Origin of the sequence: Pseudomonas sp. CC6-YY-74 (assembly GCF_002025205.1) — a bacterium.
GTDB lineage: Bacteria > Pseudomonadota > Gammaproteobacteria > Pseudomonadales > Pseudomonadaceae > Aquipseudomonas > Aquipseudomonas paeninsulae.
On record NZ_CP019947.1, the window covers coordinates 3673342 to 3692909 of the forward strand.

Genomic DNA, 19568 nt, shown 5'->3' on the forward strand with positions numbered 1-19568 from the left:
TTCGGCCTAGCGCCTAAGCCAACAGCCGCCACAGGCTGTGCACCAACAAGCCACTCGCCGCCAGCAGGGAGAGCAGCAGCAACAGTTGGCGCGGGCTGCGTGTGTCGAAGCGGCCGTCCAGCCAGCGGGCCAGGGCATAGCCGGCCACCACGCCAGGCGCCAGCTTGAGGGTGCTGTGCAGGTAATCCAGCGGCATGCGGTCTTGGTACAGCAGGAACAGCACCGAGACCGGGGTGGTCAGCAGGAAGAAGGCGGCCAGTTCATCGCGCGCGCTGATGCGGCTGCAGCTCTGGTAGACCAAGGCCATGGGCGGGCCTCCGACCGAGGTGGCGGTGCCCATCAACCCCGAACAGAAGCCGGCAATGGCCAGGTTGCGCGGGTTGCAACGCACTTCCAGCCAGCGGTAGCTGCTGAGGGTCGCCAGTAGCACGCAGGCGCCGAGTAGCAGACCGAGCCAGGCGGCAGGCAGCAAGCCGAGCAATAGAGCGCCGCACCAGGCGCCGGGCAATCGCGCCAGAATGGCCGGCAAGGGCCGACGCCAGGCCATCGACTGGCGATTGCCGAGCAGCATGCAGCAGGCCAGGAGAAAGCCCAGCAACAAGATCGGCCCAGGCACGTAGCTGGGGTCGAGCAGATACAGCAGCGGCGCCGCCAGCAGGCCGAAGCCGATGCCCAGCAGCCCCTGCACCAGGCTGCCGCCCAGCACGATCAACAGCGCCAGACAGTCGCTGCCGCTGTAGTCCATCAAGGCCTATATCTACCTAGTGTCGTGTCAATCATGCAAGGTCGGATCATTGTAGGGTGGGTGGGGCCGCTTAGGTCGGGCCGCGCAGGTTAGCGGCGCCAAGCTGCGAACAATCAGGCTGCGCTATGGTGGCACGCCGCGTAACCCACCAGGCGATAGGCCTGCGTCGCGCCGATGGCGGGTTACGCCGCAACGGATCTTGCAGGCTCATCGCGATCGGTAGCATGCGCCTAACCCACCCTACAGGGATCGCGGTACATGGGTACGACCGCGATTAACCGACAGTTAAACGTTGTCGTGACACTAGCCTTAACAGGCCTTTGAAAAATGTAGCGCGCGAAAGCTAAGCAGGGCGACGTCAGCCGAGCGCAGTCGTTTTTCAACGGCCTGTTAACGGCCACCGGCGCCGCTGCGCGATTGCTCGGAGTTCTCCACCAGCACCGCTTCGGCCAACTGGTTGAGCTGTTGCCACAGCTCGATGGAGATATCCATGCCGGCTTCCAGGGCGCCCTCGCCGGCGCGGGCGAATTGCTCGGGGCTGACCTGGCGATAGCCGCTGCGCTGACCCGCACTGCCGTGCAACTGCCCCTGCAGGTCGATGCGGGTGCTGAGCAGCAGGGTCAGCGTCTGGGTGTCGGCCGTGGCGGGATCGGCCAGCAGCGCCTCGCTGTAGCTCGGGTAGCGGGCGCCGGCGGCGATGCTGGCGACATGCTCGCTGATCGGCTGCTTGCCGTTCTGCCAGTAGGCCAAGCCGCTGATGCCCTGTCGGGCGCAGTCGACCAGCAGCTTGAGGATGAACTTGCGGTTGTGGCAGTTGCGCACCTTGACGTTGACGCAGCCCTGCTCCAGTACCTTGGTCTGCGCCAGCTCGACGATGCTCGGCAGGCAGTTCAGGCCGCTGCGCCCAAAGCAGTCGAACAGTAGCGCCTGGCTCTCCTCGGCCAGCAGTTCCATCGCCGGCCTCTGGCTGTCGGCGACATAGGGCAAGGCCCGCTGCAGCTCGCCGAAGCCCAGCTCGCCATGCACCTGCAGCCATTTCACCAAGGCGGCGGCGTCCTCGTAGTAGCCGACGGGATAGCCCATGCCTTCGAACACGCGCTTGAGCAGGGAGGTCAGTTCATTCGACGAGATCAACATCAGCGCTTCTCCTCAGTCGGGGCCAGGGGCAGGAACCAGTCGTCCTCGAACGGCTGGCCGATATCCTCCAGCAGCGGCGCGCCCTGGAACATGGTGTTGCGCACCCACAGACGCGAGCGCGGGTCGAACTTGCTGACGCCGAAGAAGGCCAGTTTGCAGCGCAGTAGGTGCATGGGCAGCACCTCGCGATCGAGCAGGTTGGCCTGGATCTCGCCGTAGTGGGTCTTGGCCATGCTCTGCATACGGCGCACGATGCCGCGCTGCTCGGGGTGACGGAGGAGGAAGCTGGCGGTGCACTGCGCGGGATGCTCGGCCAGGTAGGCGCCAAGCTGACGATGACACTGCTGCGCCAGGTAGCCGATGCCCAGGGGCATCTGCTTGTCGCGGCCGCTCTCCAGGTTGCAGTTGCCCAGGCGCGGCTCCTGTTTCTCCTCGGAGCGGTACCAGAAGGTTTCACTGGCGCCGTCGGCCGCAAAGTCGATGGCCAGGGCCCAGGCGTAATGCTGCTCGATCAGCGCCTGCAACTCGGCGGCCGGCATCTGTGGTTGCAACTCGAGGGATTCGACCAGGGAAAAACTGTCTTCCAAGCTGTCGATCAGCTCCGGGTAGAGCTCCAGCAGGATGCAGTTGAGCAGCTCCTGACCCTGCAGGCTGAGCTGCTGCTCGGCCCAGCTCGACAACTGCTCCCAGCTTTGCAGCGGGTGGTTGGCGAGCCAGTCCTGCAGCGCGGCTAAGTCTTCCAGCACTACCCGGTTGTTGCCGGTCTGCCAGTCGTCCTCGGTGACGGTCTGCTGGATATGCAGGGTGCCGCGCTCGACCAGCACCTGCAGGCGAGCCAGACGTTCGGCGGTGACCTGGCCGAGACCGCGCACCCGCGCCAGGGCCAGCTCGCGCATCTCGATCCAGCGGCTGATCAGCTGCGGGTGATTGATCAGGTAGGGCGCCATGCCCAGGCCGGTGGAATTGCCTATGCCGAAGTAGCGCTTGAGCGCCGGCTGCAGCGGCACTGCGGTGTCCGGCGCGCGCTGACGGGCGATGTGCTCGGCCTGCTGCAGGCTGAAGTTGCGCAGCATGAAGCAGTTGAACATCTCGGCGGCGAAGGGTCGGGCGAAGTCCGGGTGCTTGCTGCTGACCTTCTCCCAGTCAGCCATGCCCAGCTTGCCGCTGCCGTACACCGCGGTGGTGCGATAGAGGTAGCCGACCTTGGCGATCTGCTCCACCTCGGGCTGCTGGCCGGCGCTCAGGGCCGCCACCACGCTGTCGAAGTTGCGCACGCTGCGGTTGGCCCGCGACAGCACCATCACCCGTGAATCCAGGCGGCCGGCTTCCTGCAACGGCACGTTAAGGCGCAGGTAGTCGACGTAGGCGTCGTCCACCTCGCCCTCGCACAGCGCCATGGTCAGGTCCCATTCGCTGGCAATCACCCGGTCGTTGCGCTTGTCCGGGTCCAGATACTGGGAAAACAGCACGAAGCTGAACAGGTCGCCGCTGGTCTGCACCCGGTAGATCACGGTGCCGTAGCCCTCGGCATCCAGTTCGAAACGCCGCGCCTCGATCTGCCAGCCCTCGCGCATGATCTTGCGCACCAGGCAGCGCATGAAACTCAGGCGGCTCTGGTGCAGGCTGCCGAGGCGTTCCAGGTCCATGACCACATGGGCCGGACGCAGGCGGATCGCCTGTGCCCCGCGCTTGACGGGATCGATGCTGGAAGGAGTGCTCATGGGCTTGACCTCGACTGGGGCAAACCGTACCCGGCACTGCGGCCTGCTGAGGGCCAAGCGGGATACGGAGGATTGTTGTTATCTGCCGTCGATGGTGGTCCAAGGGTCGGCGCAGGGCAATTCAGATCGCCCTATCAGCCGATAAGGGAAACTTATCTATAACGCCATCTCGATCAGATTAAAGCGCACTCGGGTCCAGCTCGTTATCGCGCAGGATGAACTCGAACAGCGCCTGGGCCGCCACCGGCAGCGAGCGATTGGCCAGGCAGACGATGCCGATGTCGCGCGTCACCAGCGGCTCGCTCAGCGGAATGAAGCGCAGCTGGCTGTGCTCCAGCGGAAAGGCGAAACGCGGCAGGGTGGTGATGCCCATGCCGGCTTCGAGCATGGCCAGCAGCGAGATCATATTGGACATATAGAACTGCGCATCGGCCACCAGCTCTTCGGCCTCGGTGCCAGCCAGCAGGCGCGAGGTGCCGTTGCCAATCAGCCGCTCGCCGCGCAGTTGCTGCCAGCTCAATTCGGCTTCACCAGCCAGGCGATGATCGCTGCGGCAGACCACACCGATGCTGTCCTCCCAGATCGGGATAAAGCGAATGTCGCTCTCCGCCTCCCACAGGCTGGCAATGCCGAAATCCACCTGCTGGTTCTCGACCATCGCCAGCACCACCTCGGAGCTGTCGTCGAACAGGCTGACGTGCAGGTCGGTGGCATCGCCGATAAAGCGCGTGAGGATATCCGGCAGCAGGCGGCTGGCGATCGACGGCACCGAGGCGATGCGCAAATGCCCGGATTTATGCTGGGCGATCAGGCTCATGTCCTTGATCACCCGGTCGTGGTGGGCGATCAGCTCTTTGGCGTAGGCCATGAACTGCACGCCGAAGGGGGTCAGCTCCGGCCGCGCCGCGCGGGCGTTGCGCTTCTCGAACAAGCACTGGCCGAGCTTGCCCTCCAGGTCACGGATCGACAGGGAAATCGCCGGCTGGGTGCGGTGGGCCTTTTCCGCGGCGGCATGAAAGCCTTGCAGCTCATGCACCCAGACGAAGTGCCGCAGTTGGACGATCTTGAGGTCGGCGAGCACGGTAAGTTTTCCTTATCAAACAATATTTACAACTCATTTTAGTTTATCGAAAACCGCGCCTACCATTCGTTAACAGTTTGAGAGGAGGTGCATATGTCCGGCGATATCTTTGCTAACTACATCAATGGCGAGTGGCTTACGGGCTCCGCGACTATCCGTAATATCAGCCCCGCGAACATCCAGGATGTGCTGGGCGACTATGCCCAGGCCGACGCTGGGCAAATCGAGCAGGCCCTCGACGCGGCTATCGCCGGTCAGCTCGAGTGGCAGCGCAGCGGTCTGGAGCAGCGCTATCAGGTGCTGACCGCGATCGGTGACGAATTGATTGCGCGCAAGGCCGAACTGGGCGAGCAGCTGGCCCGCGAAGAAGGCAAGACCCTCGCCGAAGGCATGGGCGAAGTCTACCGCTCCGGCCAGTTCTTCCACTACTACGCCGCCGAAGTGCTGCGGCAGATGGGCGAGACCGCCGATTCGGTGCGCCCCGGTGTGGAAATCGAAACCCGCCGCGAGCCGGTCGGTGTAGTCGCCATCATCACCCCGTGGAACTTCCCCATGGCCACCGCGGCCTGGAAGATCGCCCCGGCGCTGGCGTTCGGCAATGCCGTGGTGTTCAAGCCGGCCAACGCGGTACCGGCCAGCGCCTGGTCGCTGAGCGAGATCATCGCCCGCCAGGGCCTGCCGGCTGGCACCTTCAACCTGGTCATGGGCAGCGGCGCCACGGTTGGCGACGCGCTGATCCATTCCAACAAGATCGATGCCCTGAGCTTCACCGGCTCGGTCGAGACCGGGCGCAAGGTGGCCTGCGCCACCGCCGCCAACTTCGTCCGCTGCCAGCTGGAAATGGGCAGCAAGAACGCCCTGATCGTGCTCGACGACGCCGACCTCGACCTGGCCGTGGACTGCGCGTTGAACGGCGCCTTCTTCGGCACCGGGCAGAAGTGCACCGCCTCTTCGCGGCTGATCGTCACCGCCGGCATGCACGACCGCTTCGTCGCCGCCCTGGTCGAGCGCATGGGTCAGCTCAAGGTCGGCTATCCGCTGCGCGAAGGCACGCAGATAGGCGCGGTGATCGACGGCAAGCAGCTGGAGCAGAACCTGCGTTACATCGAGCAGGCCAAGGCCGATGGCGCGGTGCTGGCCTGTGGCGGCGAGCGCATCGAGGAAGAGTACGAAGGCTTCTATATGCGCCCGGCGCTGTTCGTCGAGACCCGCAACGACATGCAGATCAACCGCGACGAGGTGTTCGGCCCGATCGCCTGCGTGATCAAGGTCGCCGACTACGAGGAGGCCCTGGCCACCCTCAATGACACCGACTTCGGCCTCACCGCCGGGATCATGACCCAGTCGTTGAAGCACGCCAGCGACTTCAAGCGCCGCGCCAAGACCGGCTGCGTGATGGTCAACCTGCCGACCGCCGGCACCGACTACCACGTGCCGTTCGGCGGCCGCAAGAACTCCAGCTTCGGCCCGCGCGAACAGGGCACCTACGCCCGCGAGTTCTACACCGTGGTCAAGACCACCTACATCCGTGCTTGAGGACGGCGCCATGCATGACGACCTGATCGTGATCGACGGCCTGCAATACTCCAACTGGGACCGCGAGCTGTTCACCCAGCTGCGCCAAGGCGGAGTCACTGCGGTGCACGTGACCCTGGTGTACCACGAGAACGCCCGCGAGACCTTGAGCCGTCTCGGTGAGTGGAACCTCCGCTTCGAGCAACACGGCGACCTGATCATGCCGGTGGCTAGCGCCGCCGACATCCGCCGGGCCAAGGAGCTGGGCAAGGTGGGGATCTTCTTCGGCGCGCAGAACTGCTCGCCGATCGAGGACGATATCGCCCTGATCGAGGTGTTCCGCCAGCTCAACTTGCTGATCATGCAGCTGACCTATAACAACCAGAGCCTGCTGGCCACCGGTTGCTACGAGGGCAGCGACAGCGGCATCACCCGCTTCGGCAAGCAGGCCATCGCCGAGATGAACCGGGTCGGCATGCTCATCGACATGTCGCACAGCGCCGAGCGCAGCACCCTGGAAGCCATCGAGCTGTCGAGCCGGCCGATCATCATCTCCCACGCCAACCCGGAGTTCTTCCATCCGGCCAAGCGCAACAAGTCGCAGACCGTGCTGCGTGAACTGGGCCAGTCCGGCGGCCTGCTCGGCTTCAGCCTGTACCCCTTCCACCTGCACAACGGCTCGGACTGCACCCTGGCGCAGTTCTGCGACATGGTCGCGCGCACCGCCGAGCTGATCGGCATCGACCACATCGGTATCGGCACCGACCTGTGCCAGAACCAGCCGCAGTCGGTGCTGGAGTGGATGCGCAGCGGCCGCTGGTCGAAGCAGGTCGATTACGGCGAGGGCTCGGCGAGCAACGCCAGCTGGCCCAAGCCGCTGACCTGGTTCGGCGACAGCCGCGACTTCCCGAACATCACCCAGGGCCTGCTGCAGCGCGGTTTCAGCGCCGAAGACACCGCCAAGGTGATGGGTATCAACTGGCTCAACACCCTGGAGCAGGGCCTCAAGCCTGCCCCGTAACTGTCCTGAACAACTCAACAAGTACAAAATTCTTGTCAGGAGAACACTATGAATAGCAAATCGCAGGCGGCCCAGATGGGGGCCGTCGACAGTGGCAAACGCTCTCTGCTGCATGATGTGGATGTACCCGTACTGCTGATGAGCGGCGGCGCCGTGCTGCTGTTCGCCATCCTCGCGCTGCTCGACATCGAACTGATGACCGAGTGGGTCAACACCGCCTTCGCCTGGTCGACCAAGGTGTTTGGCGCCTACTGGCAGGTGTTGTTGCTCATGACCTTCGTCATCGGCCTGTTCCTCGCCGTGGGCCGTACCGGCCGCGTGCGCCTGGGCGCCCTGGCTGCGCCTGAGATGCCGACCTACACCTGGGTGTCGATCATCATGTGCACCCTGCTCGCCGGCGGCGGCGTGTTCTGGGCGGCGGCCGAGCCGATGGCGCATTTTCTCTCGCCACCGCCACTGTACGGCGGTGAGACGGGCACCCCACAGGCGGCCTACAACGCACTGGCACAGAGCTTCATGCACTGGGGCTTCCTCGCCTGGGCGATTCTCGGCACCCTCAGCGGCATCGTGCTGATGCACCTGCACTACGAAAAAGGTTTGCCACTCAAGCCGCGCACCCTGCTCTACCCAATGTTCGGCGAGCGCGTCATGAGCGGCTGGTTCGGCGCCCTGATCGATGCCTGCTGCGTGCTGGCGGTAGTCGCTGGCACCATCGGCCCGATCGGCTTCCTCGGCCTGCAGGTCAGCTTCGGCCTGGAGAAGTTGTTCGGCATCACTAACGACTACGGCACCCAGCTGATCATCATCGGCGCACTGGTGGCGACCTACACCATTTCCGCCGTGTCCGGGGTGACCCGTGGGATCAAGATCCTCAGCCAGCTGAATGTGGTGCTGGCGGTGGTGCTGATGCTGTTCATCCTGCTGTTCGGCCCGACCGCGTTCATCTTCGATGCCTACGTGCAGTCCATGGGCATCTACCTGGACAAGTTCATCCCGATGGCCACCTTCCGCGCCGACCCGGCCTGGCTGGACTGGTGGACGGTGTTCTTCTGGGGCTGGTTCCTCGGTTATGGTCCGCTGATGGCGATGTTCGTCGCACGTATCTCGCGTGGTCGCACCATCCGCGAGCTGGTGACCATGATCGCGATAGTCGCGCCGGTGATCACCTGCTTCTGGTTCACCATCGTCGGCGGCAGTGGCCTGGCCTTCGAGCTGAGCAACCCCGGTTCGGTGTCCGAAGCCTTCGCCGGCTTCAACCTGCCCGGCGCCCTGCTGGCGATCACCGCGCAGCTGCCTTTGGGCTACCTGATCTCGGTACTGTTCCTGATCCTCACCATCATCTTCGTCACCACCACCGGTGACTCGATGACCTACACCATTTCCATGGTGATGACCGGCACCGATCATCCACGCACCGAGATCCGTGTGTTCTGGGGCGTGATGATGGGCGTGGTGGCGGCCCTGCTGATCTCCATCGGCTCGGGCGGCATCAGTGCGCTGCAATCGTTCATCGTCATCACCGCCGTGCCGGTGTCCCTGGTGCTGCTGCCGGCCCTGTGGAACGCACCGCAGATCGCCCGGCGCATGGCTGACGAGCAAGGGCTGTAACCGCTTCGACGCTAGTTTTCTGAGGGAACGCGACAGCCGTCGCCTCCCTCTTTTTTATTCCCCACGAAATAGGAGCACGCCATGAAACAGGCCGTGAAAACCCAGCTGTTCCCGTCCAAGGCCCCACTGGAGTGGGCGGTGATCGGCAACGGCACCTTGTACACCGCGCAGATCCCCATCGACGCCCAGGGCCAGGTGGTGCCCGGCGGCATCGAGGCGCAGACCCGGCAGACCCTGGACAACCTCAAGCACACCCTGGAATGCGCGGGCCTGGGCATGGACGCGGTGACCCAGGTGCTGATCTACGTCACCGACCGCAGCTACCTGACCACGGTCAACGCGGTGTACGCCGAATACTTCAGCGCGCCCTACCCCAACCGCGCAGCCATGGTCATCGCCGGCCTGGCCCGCGAGGAAATGCTGGTGGAGCTGGTGGTGTACGCCGTCGCCTGACCTGCTTGATGCCTAACAGGCCGTTGAAAAACTACTGCGCTCGACTAAGCGGCGTTGAAACCGGCCTCACAAAAGCGAAGCGTTGAACGCGCTTTAGCGCGGCCCCGAAGGGGTGAGCGAAGCGAATCAAATGCTCATTTACACCACGTAAACTGCGCTTTTTCGGCCGATTTCGCCTTGCCTAGCCTTCGCTCGCTACATTTTTCAACGGCCTGCTAACGCGCTGGCTCGGCACCACTGGCTGGCGCGCAGAGTGCCTGGCACTCAACCCCTGGAGCGGCCACCACAGCAACCCAGAGGCATCGACTCCTCGCGCACCAGCGCCTAATCGCCACAAGCGAGGACGGCGCCGCGCACAGCAAAAAGCCGCCAGTTAGGCGGCTTTTTTGCGCTTGGTTTGCGCCTCAGTTACCGTCGCGGCGCAGAGCCTGCGGGGTGAAGTCGCGCGGGCTCAGCGCCGCGTTAAAGTCGTACATCGACTCGTTGTTATCCAGGCCATCGACGAAATAACGAGCGCCCTTGAGGTCGTAAACGGTTTCCAGGGTGCTGCCGAACATCGGCACCTCGTAGTAACTGATCGGGTGGCTTTCCTGCAGCCCCGTCAGTTCGCCATTCTTGTCATACAGATCGACCGCGAGGATCTGCCAGCTGTCCTCATCCAGGTAGAAGCGCCGCTTGCCATAGGGATGGCGGAAACCCTTGCGCAGCTCGGCCTCGACCACCCACACGCGGTGCAGTTCATAGCGCAACAGCTCGGGGTTGAGCGTGTTGCGCTTGAGGATGTCCTCGTAGGCAATGCCCTGCTGATGCACCGCGTAGCTGTTGTAGGGCACCAGCACTTCCTGCTTGCCGAGCAGATTCCATTCGTAGCGATCCGGCGCACCGTTGTAGGCATCGACCTGGTCGGCGGTGACCATGCCGTTGGTATCCGGCCGTGCGGTGTCATAGGCCAGCATCGGCAGCCGGCGCACGCGGCGTTCGCCACGGCTGAAGCGCCAGACCTTGCGGATCGCCAGCACCTGGTCGAGGGTTTCCTCCACCACCAGCGCGGAGCCCGCCAGCATGGACGGGGCAATCACCTTGTACTTGTAATAGAACAGGGTGTTGTCCAGATCCTGCGGGCTGGTGCCTTCGCGGCCATAGCGGAAGTAGACGTCACGCTCCAGCTTGAGCAGGCTGTAATCGCCATTGGCGAGCACCGCTGCCTGGTTGGTAACCATGCTGAGCTGCTCACCACGGTAACGCATGATGTGGTTCCAGATGGCTTCCTGGCCGTTCTGCGGCAGCGGGAACGGGATACCCGCGGCAACGCCCTCGACGCCGTTGCCGCCGGAGATCAACTTGGCATTCTGCGCGTTGAAGCGGGTGGCGTCGTAGATGCGTTGCGGCGCCGCAGCGCTACGTCGAGTCGGATAGACGTCCAGAAAGTAGTCGGGATTGTTCTCCAGCAGCAGCTTCAGGCCGGCCGGCAGTTGCCCCTGGTGCTGGGCGAGACTCTGGCTGTCGAGCCTATACAGCGGCGCATCGCCGGCATAAGGGTCGGGATGGTGCATACCGGGCCGGTAATTGGCCGGCGGCTGGGCCAACCCGCCCTGCCAACGGGGAATGGTGCCGGCGAGGTTGCCGGCGCGCTCGCCACCCAGCGGGGTGAGATCCTGACCCAGCCGCGCGGCCTGGGCACTGTCGACCTGGGCCTGCGCCTGCAGCGCCACGACGGCCAGCAGCAGAATTGAACATTTTCTCAACACAACCAACTCCTCAGCGCAGTTGACGTCTTGCGCCACTGCTTTTTTGTACCCGAACCGCAAAAAGGGTCGGGATTGATGTGCTTCGCTGTTGCGGTGAGGGTTGTCCTGACGCCGGGTGGTCCCGGTCTTGTGCAAGCGTCCTGTGGCTGTGGGTCAGCCCAGTCACGCTGCCGGAGCAGCGGCTGGCACGATACTCTGCTTAGTTGCAGTTACCTATAGCGACGCTGACATCGCGTTCGCTGTAGCGCGACTTCTTCACACAGGCGCAGAGGTCGTGAAAATATCGAGCGCCGTCGTGAGGCCGCCTCCCGGCGTTCGCGGCGCGGCATGCTACGGGCGTTCGCAGGCGGCCGCAGTAGACAAGAGCCGTTTCACAAGCGCTCAGTTCTCGCGCTGGAACTTCAGGTCCCAGACGCCATGACCGAGGCGCTCGCCACGACGCTCGAACTTGGTGACCGGCCGCTCTTGCGGGCGCTCCACGCAACGGCCGTCGGCCGCCAGGTTGCGGTAACCGGGCGCCACGTTCATCACTTCGAGCATGTATTCGGCGTAGGCCTCCCAGTCGGTGGCCATGTGCAGCACGCCACCGACCTTGAGCTTCTGCCGCACCAGCTCGGCGAACGCCGGCTGGACGATACGACGCTTGTGATGGCGCGCCTTGTGCCAGGGGTCGGGAAAGAACAACAGCAGGCGGTCGAGACTGGCGTCGGCCACGCAGTTGCGCAGCACTTCCAGGGCATCGCAGCTGTAGACCCGCACGTTGCCAAGGTTTTGCGTCATCAGGCCGTTGAGCAAGGCGCCGACACCGGGGCGGTGCACCTCGACGCCAATGAAATCCTGCTCGGGGGCCGCCGCCGCCATTTCCAGCAGGGACTGGCCCATGCCGAAACCGATTTCCAGGGTCCGCGGCGCACTGCGGCCGAATAGCCCATCGAAATCCGGGGCGCCAGCGTCCAACTGCAGACCAAACTTGGCCCAGCCCTGGTCGAGGCCACGCTGCTGGCCCTCGGTCATGCGCCCGGCGCGCATCACGAAACTCTTGATAGCGCGGTGCTGGCGCTTGTCCTCGGCTGCAGACGAGGGTTGGTGCGATTCGGTCATCGGAGGCTCTTCAAATCGGTGGTTCTTGGGTCTGCCTACAGCACGCAAAGCTCTCTCGGATCTAGCGAGCTAGAGCCAGACAAGGCAAAAATGGCTGAGGATGCGGACTGGGCTCGCATGCGAGTTTACGGCTGTAAATGAGCATTCCGAAGCCATTTTTAACGCCGTATGGCCGACGCGCAGCAGATCATGCTCGGTTCAACGGATCAGCCCGTCCAGCGGCGACGAGGCGCTGGCATAGAGCTTCTTCGGCATGCGCCCAGCCAAATAGGCCAGACGACCGGCGTCAATGGCGTACTTCATCGCCTCGGCCATCATCACCGGGTGCTGCGCATGGGCGATGGCGCTGTTCATCAGCACCGCCGCGCAGCCCAGCTCCATGGCGATGGTGGCATCGGACGCGGTGCCCACGCCGGCATCGACCAGCACCGGCACGGTCGCCTCTTCGAGGATGATGCGCAGGTTGTAAGGGTTGCAGATACCCAGCCCGGTGCCGATCAGGCCGGCCAGCGGCATCACCGCGATACAGCCCATCTCGGCCAACCGGCGGGCGATGATCGGGTCGTCGCTGGTGTAGACCATCACGTCGAAGCCGTCCTTGACCAGCACTTCGGCGGCCTTGAGGGTTTCGATCACGTTGGGGAACAGGGTCTTCTGGTCGGCCAGTACTTCCAGCTTGACCAGCTTGTGACCATCGAGCAGCTCACGGGCCAGGCGACAGGTGCGCACGGCATCCTCGGCGTCGTAGCAGCCGGCGGTATTGGGCAGGATGGTGTAGCGCGAAGGCGAGATAACGTCGAGCAGGTTCGGCTCACCCGGGTTCTGGCCGATATTGGTGCGGCGCACGGCGACCGTGACGATCTCCGCCCCCGAGGCTTCGATAGCCGCGCGGGTCTCATCGAGATCCTTGTATTTACCGGTGCCGACCAGCAGACGTGACTGATAGGTACGGCCGGCCAGGGTAAAAGGCTTGTCGCTACGTATTTGGCTCATTGCAAACTCCTGTGCGGATTAACCGCCACCAATCGCGTGCACCACCTCGACCCGGTCACCGTCGCGAAGCGCGGTGGCGGCATGCTGGCTGCGCGGCACTATATCCAGGTTGAGCTCGACCGCGACCCGGCGTTCAGTCAGATCCAGACGGCTGACCAGGTCGGCAACGGTAGCGCCATCGGCCAGTTCGAAAGATTCACCGTTCAACTGAATACGCATAACGCAGCGGTCACAACTTGGGAGGGGCGGGCATTCTAGCCCGATCGCGGGCGATGACCAAGGCTAAAGGGTGCCATTCGTCCAGCATTCTGACGTGGGGGTCAGGTTAACCGGCACTGGCAACGCCGGGCGGCACGCCAGCCGTCCTGTTCAGCGCTCGGTGAAGCGCCAGGCCGCCAGGCCGAGGCACAGCCAACCGGCGAGAAAGGCCAGGCCACCGAACGGCGTAATGATCCCGAACCCGCCGATGCCGCTGAGGCTCAGCAGATACAAGCTGCCGGAGAACAACAGAATGCCCAGGGCGAAACAGCCTCCGGCCAGATTCACCAACCGGCCAGGCACCTGCAGCGCCAGCAAGGCGACCCCGAACAGCGCCAAGGCGTGGATCAACTGGTAGTGGCTGCCGGTCTGAAATACTGCGAGGTGCTCCGGGCTCAACCGATTTTTCAAGCCGTGGGCAGCGAAGGCCCCCAGGGCGACACCGGTAAAACCGGCGAAGGCAGACAGCAACAACCATAGACGCGCCATGTATCACTCCAGACAAGGGCAAACCGGCCGCTATAATGGCCGGCAAAATCCCCCTGGCCAAGCCCGCATGTTTCGCTCCATCCGCCGCCTCATATTCAAACTGCTGCTCTGCCTCATGCTCGGCTCGGCGCTACTGGTACTGGTCTTGCGCTGGGTGCCGCCACCTGGCACGGCCCTGATGGTCGAACGCAAGGTCGAATCCTGGATCGACGGCAAACCGATCGACCTGGAGCGCAGCTGGCGCCCCTGGAGCGAGCTGCCGGACGACCTGAAAATCGCGGTGATTGCCGGCGAAGACCAGAAATTCGCCGAGCACTGGGGCTTCGATATCGCCGCGATTCGCGCCGCGCTGGTACACAACCAGCAAGGCGGCTCGCTGCGCGGGGCCAGCACGCTAAGCCAGCAGGTGGCGAAAAACCTGTTTCTCTGGTCGGGCCGCAGTTGGCTGCGCAAGGGCATCGAGTCCTGGTTTACCGGTTTGATCGAGCTGCTCTGGCCGAAACAGCGAATCCTCGAGGTCTATCTCAACAGCGCCGAGTGGGGCACCGGGATCTTCGGCGCCGAAGCCGCGGCACGGCATCACTTCAATATCGGCGCGCCCTACCTGTCGGCCCAACAGGCCAGCCTGCTGGCCGCCGTACTGCCGAACCCACGCCAACGCAGTGCCGGCCAGCCAAGCGCACAAGTCAGCCGGCGCGCCCGCTGGATTCGCCAGCAGATGCGCCAACTCGGCGGCAGCCACTACCTCAGCCGACTGCAAGTCACGCTCCCGGACTGGTGGCCGAGTTGGCTGAAATCCTGACGGGGCCCCTGCAAGTCGGTGTCAGGGCTGCTTCAAGGCCTGCCGTGGCAGCACATGCAACAGCAGCAGCTGCTCGTCTTCGGTGTGTGCCGTCAGCCCCGACTCGGGATAGACCCAGGCCTGGCCTTCGCCCAACTCCAGGCGTAGGCGCGGCTGGCCGACGCTACTGACCAGCCGCTCAGCAGCCACAGCCTGCTGCGGCTTGAGACTCAGCGCAACGATGGCATGCGTGCCCAACTCGGCCAGTAGTTGCTGGCTGAGCGGCTGCCCCCCCAACCCGGCCGCGGCCAGCAGACTGGCGCGCTCGGCCTCGCCCAGGCTGACTTCGGCTTCCAGCGTCCAGGGCTCGCCACTCGCCTGCCAGTCAGCACGATAGAGCAAGCGCGGCGGCTGCAGCCAAAGCTCGCCCTCCACCTGAGTTCGCAACATCGCCAGACTCAGGCGGTTATCGGCCAAGGGCACGAGCACGGCGGTTTGCCACTCGGCCAACCAAGGCAGTGGCGCCGCCGCAGGTTGCGGGCGCATCAGCCAGGCGCCCCAGGCGAAGAACAGCAGGGCGACGGCAACAAAGATCAAGCCATGCTGCGCACGCAGGGGCGGCATGTTCATACGCATTCTCCAGACGGAAAAAAGCCGCACTCGAGTGCGGCTTGTTCGGGTCACGCAGCAACTACGCCGCGATCGAGCCCTTGAGCTTGTTCATGGCGCTTTTCTCCAGCTGGCGGATACGCTCGGCGGAGACGTTGTACTTGGCGGCCAGCTCGTGCAGCGTGGCTTTCTCCTCGCCCAACCAGCGCTGGTAGAGAATGTCGCGACTGCGCTCATCGAGTCCGTCGAGGGCCTCATGCAGGTTGGCGGCAGAGCTGTCGCTCCAGTCCGCAGCCTCGAGTTGCCGCGCCGGATCGTAGCGGTGATCTTCCAGGTACTGGGCCGGCGAGTAAAACGCACTTTCGTCATCGGCCTCGGTAGCCGGATCGAAGGCCATGTCGTGGCCGGTCAGACGGCTTTCCATCTCGCGCACTTCGCGCGGCTCGACACCCAGGCTTTCCGCCACGGCGTGCACTTCCTCATTGTTCAACCAGGCCAGGCGCTTCTTCTGGCTGCGCAGGTTGAAGAACAATTTGCGCTGCGCCTTGGTGGTGGCGACCTTGACGATGCGCCAGTTGCGCAGGATGAACTCATGGATCTCGGCACGAATCCAGTGCACGGCGAACGACACCAGGCGCACACCCATTTCCGGGTTGAAGCGCTTGACCGCCTTCATCAGGCCGACATTGCCTTCCTGGATCAGGTCGGCCTGGGCCAGGCCATAACCGGAATAACTGCGCGCGATATGCACGACAAAACGCAGGTGGGCGAGCACCATTTGCCGAGCGGCTTCGAGGTCCTGCTTGTAGTACAGGCTCTCGGCCAGCTCGCGCTCCTGCTCAGGGGTCAACAGCGGTATGCAGTTGACCGCATGCACGTAAGCCTCCAGGTTGGCGCCCGGGACTAAAGCATGAACAGGTTGCAAAGAAGTGGACATGTGGATCCTCCGACTCACGAATCGAACGCAGTGTAACACTGAGTTCTACGACTAGGAACGCCTGTACAAGTTCCCTTACACATAGTCAATATCAATAAAAACAATAACTTACCTATCTAGGTTCTAATTCATTCAGGTGCCGAGCGACCGCCAGCCAGGCGCCGATATAGCCTAACAATACGGCGCCAAGCAGCAACGACAAGCCGTCACCTGCCGGCACGCCAGCCAGGGCGAAGTTGCTGCCGTACAGTCCGGCCAGGCGAATCACCGAGTCATTCAGCCAGCCCAGGCCATAGGCCAGCACCAGCCAAGCCAGCAGCCCGGCACCCAAACCATAGAGCGCGCCCATATAAAGGAAGGGCCGACGCACATAGCTGTCAGTGCCGCCGACCAGCTTGATCACTTCGATCTCGGTACGCCGGTTCTCGATGTGCAGGCGAATGGTATTGCCGATCACCAGCAACAAGGCCATCACCAGCAACAGGGTCAGGCCGAAGACGAAGCGATCGCCCAGGCTGAGAATCGCCGTCAGCCGCTCGACCCAGACCAGATCGAGTTGCGCCTGCTGCACCTTGGGCAAGTCAGCCAGACGCAGACGCAGGGCCTCCAGGGTGACCTTGTCGACTTCCCTGGGGGTTACCAGCACCACGCCCGGCAACGGATTTTCCGGCAAGTCCTTGAGTGCCTCGCCCAGCCCGGATTGCTGCTGGAACTCCTGCAAGGCCTGCTCGCGACTGATCCAGTCGGCCGCGGCGACATCGTCCATCGCCGCAATCTGCTCGCGCAGCGTCTGGCCTTCGGCCTCGCTCGCCTCGACCTGCAGGAACAGGGATATCTGTGCGGCGCGCTGCCAGGAACCGCCCAGACGCTCGACGTTGTCCAGCAGCAAGGCCAGGCCCATCGGCAGACTCAGGGCAACGGCCATCACCAGGCAGGTGAAGAAGCTGCCGATCGGTTGCTTGGTCAGGCGGCGCAGACTGTCGACCAGGCTGGCGCGGTGGCTTTCCAGCCAGGCGTCGAGCTGGCTGCGAAAGTCCGGCTCGTCGCCTGGGGTTTTCGGCTCGTGCTTTTTCGGCGCGGCGCCAACGCGCTGCGCCGGCTGTGGGGGTGGCATGCGGGTGGCGCTCATCAGACGGCCTCCCCATCGCCGATCAGGCGGCCGCGCTGCAGGGTCAGCATGCGATGGCGCATGCGCGCGATCAGCGCCAGGTCGTGGCTGGCGATCAGCACGCTGGTGCCGAGTCGGTTGATGTCCTCGAACACACCCATGATCTCCGCCGCCAGGCGCGGGTCGAGGTTGCCGGTCGGCTCGTCGGCGAGCAGCAGGGCCGGCCGATGCACGATCGCGCGGGCAATACCGACACGCTGCTGCTGGCCGGTGGAGAGTTCGCCGGGGAACTGCTCGGCCTTGTCCGCCAGCGAAACACGCTCGAGCGCGGCACCGACGCGCTTGCCGATCTCCGGCTTGGACAGGCCGAGAATCTGCAGCGGCAGGGCGACGTTGTCGTACACGCTGCGATCGAACAGCAGCTGGTGGTTCTGGAACACCACGCCTATCTGCCGGCGCAGATAGGGGATCTGCGCGTTGGTGATCTGCCCCAGATCCTGCCCGGCCAGCAGCAGCTTGCCGGTAGTCGGCCGCTCCATCGCCAGCAGCAGGCGCAGCAGGGTGCTTTTGCCGGCCCCGGAATGGCCGGTGACGAAGAGGAATTCGCCGCGGCGCACGCGAAAGCTCAACTCGTGCAGCCCGACGTGACCGTTGGGGTAACGCTTACCGACCTGCTCGAACTTGATCATTACGATTCCCGCGACTGGAACAGCGCCTGGACAAAAGAGTTGGCCTCGAAGGTACGCAGGTCGTCGATGCCTTCGCCGACGCCAATATAGCGAATCGGCAGACCGAACTGCTTGGCCAGAGCGAAGATCACCCCGCCCTTGGCGGTCCCGTCCAGCTTGGTCAGGACCAGGCCGGTTAGGTTCACCGTCTGGTTGAACTGCTTGGTTTGATTGATCGCGTTCTGCCCGGTGCCAGCATCCAGCACCAGCAGCACCTCATGGGGCGCCGTGTCGTCCAGTTTGCCGATCACCCGGCGGACCTTCTTCAACTCTTCCATCAGGTTGTCTTTGGTGTGCAGGCGGCCGGCCGTGTCGGCGATCAGCACGTCCATGCCGCGCGCCTTGGCGGCCTGCACCGCATCGAAGATCACCGATGCCGAGTCGGCCCCGGTGTGCTGGGCGATCACCGGAATCTGGTTGCGCTCACCCCAGACCTGTAACTGTTCAACGGCGGCGGCGCGGAAGGTGTCGCCGGCGGCCAGCATGACCTTCTTGCCGTCCTGCTGCAGTTTTTTCGCCAGTTTGCCGATGGTGGTGGTCTTGCCGGCGCCATTCACGCCCACCACCAGAATCACATAGGGCTGCTTGGTCTGATCCACGTGCAGCGGCTGTTCGACCGGTTTGAGCAGCGCCGTCAGCTCGTCCTGCAACGCTTGGTACAAGGCGCCGCTGTCGGTCAACTGCTTGCGCGCGACCTTCTGGGTCAGGCTCTGGATAATCAGGTTGGTGGCTTCGACACCGACGTCGGCGGTCAGCAGGCGGGTCTCGAGCTCCTCGAACAGCTCGTCATCAATCGCCTTCTTGCCGAGGAACAGACTGGCCATGCCCTCGCCCAGGCTGGCACTGGTCTTCGACAGGCCCAGCTTGAGACGGGCGAACCAGCCGCCCTGGTTATCGCCCGGTTTGTTCTGCTCGGCCAGCGCCTCGGCGCCCGCAGGCTGCTCCATGATCGGCGCAACCGGCACCGGCACCGGTACCGGCGTCGGCGGCTCGGGTTCAGGCTGGTGAGCGACGGGATGCAGCACTTCACTGCCGGCATTGATGCGGAACCGCGAAGGTCGCGGCGCCTGCACCGGTTCGGCCACAGACTCAGTCGGCGTCGGCGTCGGCGTCGGCGTCGGCGTCATTGCCGGCACGGCACTGGCAGGCGGCGCAAGCGGTTCGACCGCTGGCGCAGCGGTCTCGGCGACTGATGCTTGCGGTTCAGGAGCCGGCGTCGGCTCAGGGGCAACCGGAAGCTGACTGCTGGCGGGCTCTTGCGGCTTCTTGCGCAACCAGCCGAACAGGTCTTTCTTCTCCACGGGTTTCTCCGCGGGCTTCTCGGCAGTTGCTGGCACAGGCGGCGTAGCGCTGGGTGCGGGGGTCTTCTTGTCGTCGTTGGAACCAAACATGGAGGCCGGCTATCTCAAAGGTGCGACGCGCCAGTGGGCGGGTCTAAGACATTGCCTGCGCGGCGGGTAAAAAGCTGAAGAAACCGCACAGTAATATTCAGACCACATACCAGACGTGGCCGCCAGTAAAACGGATGCGTATCC

Annotated in this window: 19 protein-coding genes; 5 read left to right on the forward strand and 14 right to left on the reverse strand. The window is 64.0% G+C overall.

The window, feature by feature from the left end:
• Window positions 1–13: 13 nt before the first annotated feature.
• From B2D37_RS16660 to B2D37_RS16675, 4 genes are all read right to left on the reverse strand, one after another.
• Window positions 14–745 carry a TSUP family transporter gene (locus B2D37_RS16660; RefSeq protein WP_079203741.1) on the reverse strand — a complete coding sequence of 244 codons (732 nt, stop codon included), beginning with the start codon at window positions 743–745 and terminating at the stop codon, window positions 14–16.
• Between the two features lie 390 nt (window positions 746–1135).
• On the reverse strand, window positions 1136–1882 hold the full coding sequence (locus B2D37_RS16665) for a DUF3726 domain-containing protein (protein ID WP_079203742.1): 747 nt from the start codon (window positions 1880–1882) through the stop codon (window positions 1136–1138).
• Window positions 1882–3603 (reverse strand): hypothetical protein, encoded by a 1722-nt coding sequence (locus tag B2D37_RS16670; RefSeq protein ID WP_079203743.1) that lies wholly within the window; start codon window positions 3601–3603, stop codon window positions 1882–1884. Before B2D37_RS16670 ends, B2D37_RS16665 begins: the two co-directional genes overlap by 1 nt.
• Before the next feature lie 178 nt (window positions 3604–3781).
• Window positions 3782–4684 (reverse strand): LysR family transcriptional regulator, encoded by a 903-nt coding sequence (locus B2D37_RS16675; protein WP_079203744.1) that lies wholly within the window; start codon window positions 4682–4684, stop codon window positions 3782–3784.
• A 93-nt stretch (window positions 4685–4777) separates the two neighbouring features.
• On the opposite strand from B2D37_RS16675, the gene B2D37_RS16680 reads away from it, so the two are divergent.
• The 4 genes from B2D37_RS16680 (at window position 4778) to B2D37_RS16695 (ending at window position 9281) form a co-directional block, all read left to right on the forward strand.
• On the forward strand, window positions 4778–6220 hold the full coding sequence (locus B2D37_RS16680; protein WP_079203745.1) for an aldehyde dehydrogenase family protein: 1443 nt from the start codon (window positions 4778–4780) through the stop codon (window positions 6218–6220).
• A 10-nt stretch (window positions 6221–6230) separates the two neighbouring features.
• The gene (locus B2D37_RS16685) at window positions 6231–7220 is read left to right on the forward strand and encodes a membrane dipeptidase (RefSeq protein WP_177345239.1); all 990 of its coding nucleotides are present in this window, start codon (window positions 6231–6233) and stop codon (window positions 7218–7220) included.
• A 48-nt stretch (window positions 7221–7268) separates the two neighbouring features.
• Window positions 7269–8828, forward strand: a complete 1560-nt coding sequence (locus B2D37_RS16690) for a BCCT family transporter (RefSeq protein ID WP_079203746.1) — start codon at window positions 7269–7271, stop codon at window positions 8826–8828.
• Between the two features lie 81 nt (window positions 8829–8909).
• A complete protein-coding gene (locus B2D37_RS16695) occupies window positions 8910–9281 on the forward strand; it encodes a RidA family protein (RefSeq protein ID WP_079203747.1) in 372 nt (123 codons plus the stop codon).
• A gap of 404 nt (window positions 9282–9685) precedes the next feature.
• Here B2D37_RS16695 and B2D37_RS16700 read toward each other — a convergent pair whose 3' ends face one another.
• The 5 genes from B2D37_RS16700 to B2D37_RS16720 all read right to left on the reverse strand — a co-directional run bounded on the left by B2D37_RS16700 (window position 9686) and on the right by B2D37_RS16720 (window position 13870).
• Window positions 9686–11029 (reverse strand): DUF1329 domain-containing protein, encoded by a 1344-nt coding sequence (locus B2D37_RS16700; RefSeq protein ID WP_079203748.1) that lies wholly within the window; start codon window positions 11027–11029, stop codon window positions 9686–9688.
• A gap of 381 nt (window positions 11030–11410) precedes the next feature.
• Window positions 11411–12130 carry a tRNA (guanosine(46)-N7)-methyltransferase TrmB gene (gene trmB, locus B2D37_RS16705; RefSeq protein WP_079203749.1) on the reverse strand — a complete coding sequence of 240 codons (720 nt, stop codon included), beginning with the start codon at window positions 12128–12130 and terminating at the stop codon, window positions 11411–11413.
• Window positions 12131–12328: 198 nt separating this feature from the next.
• Window positions 12329–13123, reverse strand: coding sequence for a thiazole synthase (locus B2D37_RS16710; protein WP_079203750.1), 795 nt, complete (start codon window positions 13121–13123; stop codon window positions 12329–12331).
• Between the two features lie 18 nt (window positions 13124–13141).
• The gene (gene thiS / locus B2D37_RS16715) at window positions 13142–13342 is read right to left on the reverse strand and encodes a sulfur carrier protein ThiS (protein WP_079203751.1); all 201 of its coding nucleotides are present in this window, start codon (window positions 13340–13342) and stop codon (window positions 13142–13144) included.
• A gap of 150 nt (window positions 13343–13492) precedes the next feature.
• The gene (locus B2D37_RS16720) at window positions 13493–13870 is read right to left on the reverse strand and encodes a DUF423 domain-containing protein (protein ID WP_079203752.1); all 378 of its coding nucleotides are present in this window, start codon (window positions 13868–13870) and stop codon (window positions 13493–13495) included.
• Window positions 13871–13937: 67 nt separating this feature from the next.
• On the opposite strand from B2D37_RS16720, the gene mtgA reads away from it, so the two are divergent.
• A complete protein-coding gene (mtgA, locus tag B2D37_RS16725; RefSeq protein WP_079203753.1) occupies window positions 13938–14672 on the forward strand; it encodes a monofunctional biosynthetic peptidoglycan transglycosylase in 735 nt (244 codons plus the stop codon).
• A gap of 21 nt (window positions 14673–14693) precedes the next feature.
• Here the strand turns inward: mtgA and B2D37_RS16730 are convergent, their stop codons facing one another.
• The 5 genes from B2D37_RS16730 to ftsY form a co-directional block, all read right to left on the reverse strand.
• The gene (locus B2D37_RS16730; RefSeq protein ID WP_154067109.1) at window positions 14694–15281 is read right to left on the reverse strand and encodes a hypothetical protein; all 588 of its coding nucleotides are present in this window, start codon (window positions 15279–15281) and stop codon (window positions 14694–14696) included.
• 61 nt (window positions 15282–15342) lie between these two features.
• A complete protein-coding gene (gene rpoH / locus B2D37_RS16735; protein ID WP_079203754.1) occupies window positions 15343–16197 on the reverse strand; it encodes an RNA polymerase sigma factor RpoH in 855 nt (284 codons plus the stop codon).
• Between the two features lie 112 nt (window positions 16198–16309).
• Window positions 16310–17326 (reverse strand): permease-like cell division protein FtsX, encoded by a 1017-nt coding sequence (ftsX, locus tag B2D37_RS16740; protein WP_079203755.1) that lies wholly within the window; start codon window positions 17324–17326, stop codon window positions 16310–16312.
• The gene (gene ftsE / locus B2D37_RS16745; protein ID WP_079203756.1) at window positions 17326–17994 is read right to left on the reverse strand and encodes a cell division ATP-binding protein FtsE; all 669 of its coding nucleotides are present in this window, start codon (window positions 17992–17994) and stop codon (window positions 17326–17328) included. The genes ftsX and ftsE overlap by 1 nt, the downstream gene beginning before the upstream one ends.
• Window positions 17994–19424, reverse strand: coding sequence for a signal recognition particle-docking protein FtsY (gene ftsY / locus B2D37_RS16750; RefSeq protein WP_079203757.1), 1431 nt, complete (start codon window positions 19422–19424; stop codon window positions 17994–17996). The genes ftsE and ftsY overlap by 1 nt, the downstream gene beginning before the upstream one ends.
• Window positions 19425–19568 lie beyond the last annotated feature (144 nt).

Coding starts and splice junctions, on each gene's coding strand:
- thiS (WP_079203751.1), bottom strand. CDS start 13,342: ATGCGTATTCAGTTGAACGGTGAATCTTTCGAACTGGCCGATGGCGCT.
- mtgA (WP_079203753.1), top strand. CDS start 13,938: ATGTTTCGCTCCATCCGCCGCCTCATATTCAAACTGCTGCTCTGCCTC.
- B2D37_RS16730 (WP_154067109.1), bottom strand. CDS start 15,281: ATGAACATGCCGCCCCTGCGTGCGCAGCATGGCTTGATCTTTGTTGCC.
- B2D37_RS16665 (WP_079203742.1), bottom strand. CDS start 1,882: ATGTTGATCTCGTCGAATGAACTGACCTCCCTGCTCAAGCGCGTGTTC.
- ftsE (WP_079203756.1), bottom strand. CDS start 17,994: ATGATCAAGTTCGAGCAGGTCGGTAAGCGTTACCCCAACGGTCACGTC.
- B2D37_RS16695 (WP_079203747.1), top strand. CDS start 8,910: ATGAAACAGGCCGTGAAAACCCAGCTGTTCCCGTCCAAGGCCCCACTG.
- B2D37_RS16660 (WP_079203741.1), bottom strand. CDS start 745: ATGGACTACAGCGGCAGCGACTGTCTGGCGCTGTTGATCGTGCTGGGC.
- B2D37_RS16710 (WP_079203750.1), bottom strand. CDS start 13,123: ATGAGCCAAATACGTAGCGACAAGCCTTTTACCCTGGCCGGCCGTACC.
- B2D37_RS16670 (WP_079203743.1), bottom strand. CDS start 3,603: ATGAGCACTCCTTCCAGCATCGATCCCGTCAAGCGCGGGGCACAGGCG.
- trmB (WP_079203749.1), bottom strand. CDS start 12,130: ATGACCGAATCGCACCAACCCTCGTCTGCAGCCGAGGACAAGCGCCAG.
- B2D37_RS16690 (WP_079203746.1), top strand. CDS start 7,269: ATGAATAGCAAATCGCAGGCGGCCCAGATGGGGGCCGTCGACAGTGGC.
- ftsY (WP_079203757.1), bottom strand. CDS start 19,424: ATGTTTGGTTCCAACGACGACAAGAAGACCCCCGCACCCAGCGCTACG.
- B2D37_RS16720 (WP_079203752.1), bottom strand. CDS start 13,870: ATGGCGCGTCTATGGTTGTTGCTGTCTGCCTTCGCCGGTTTTACCGGT.
- ftsX (WP_079203755.1), bottom strand. CDS start 17,326: ATGAGCGCCACCCGCATGCCACCCCCACAGCCGGCGCAGCGCGTTGGC.
- B2D37_RS16680 (WP_079203745.1), top strand. CDS start 4,778: ATGTCCGGCGATATCTTTGCTAACTACATCAATGGCGAGTGGCTTACG.
- rpoH (WP_079203754.1), bottom strand. CDS start 16,197: ATGTCCACTTCTTTGCAACCTGTTCATGCTTTAGTCCCGGGCGCCAAC.
- B2D37_RS16685 (WP_177345239.1), top strand. CDS start 6,231: ATGCATGACGACCTGATCGTGATCGACGGCCTGCAATACTCCAACTGG.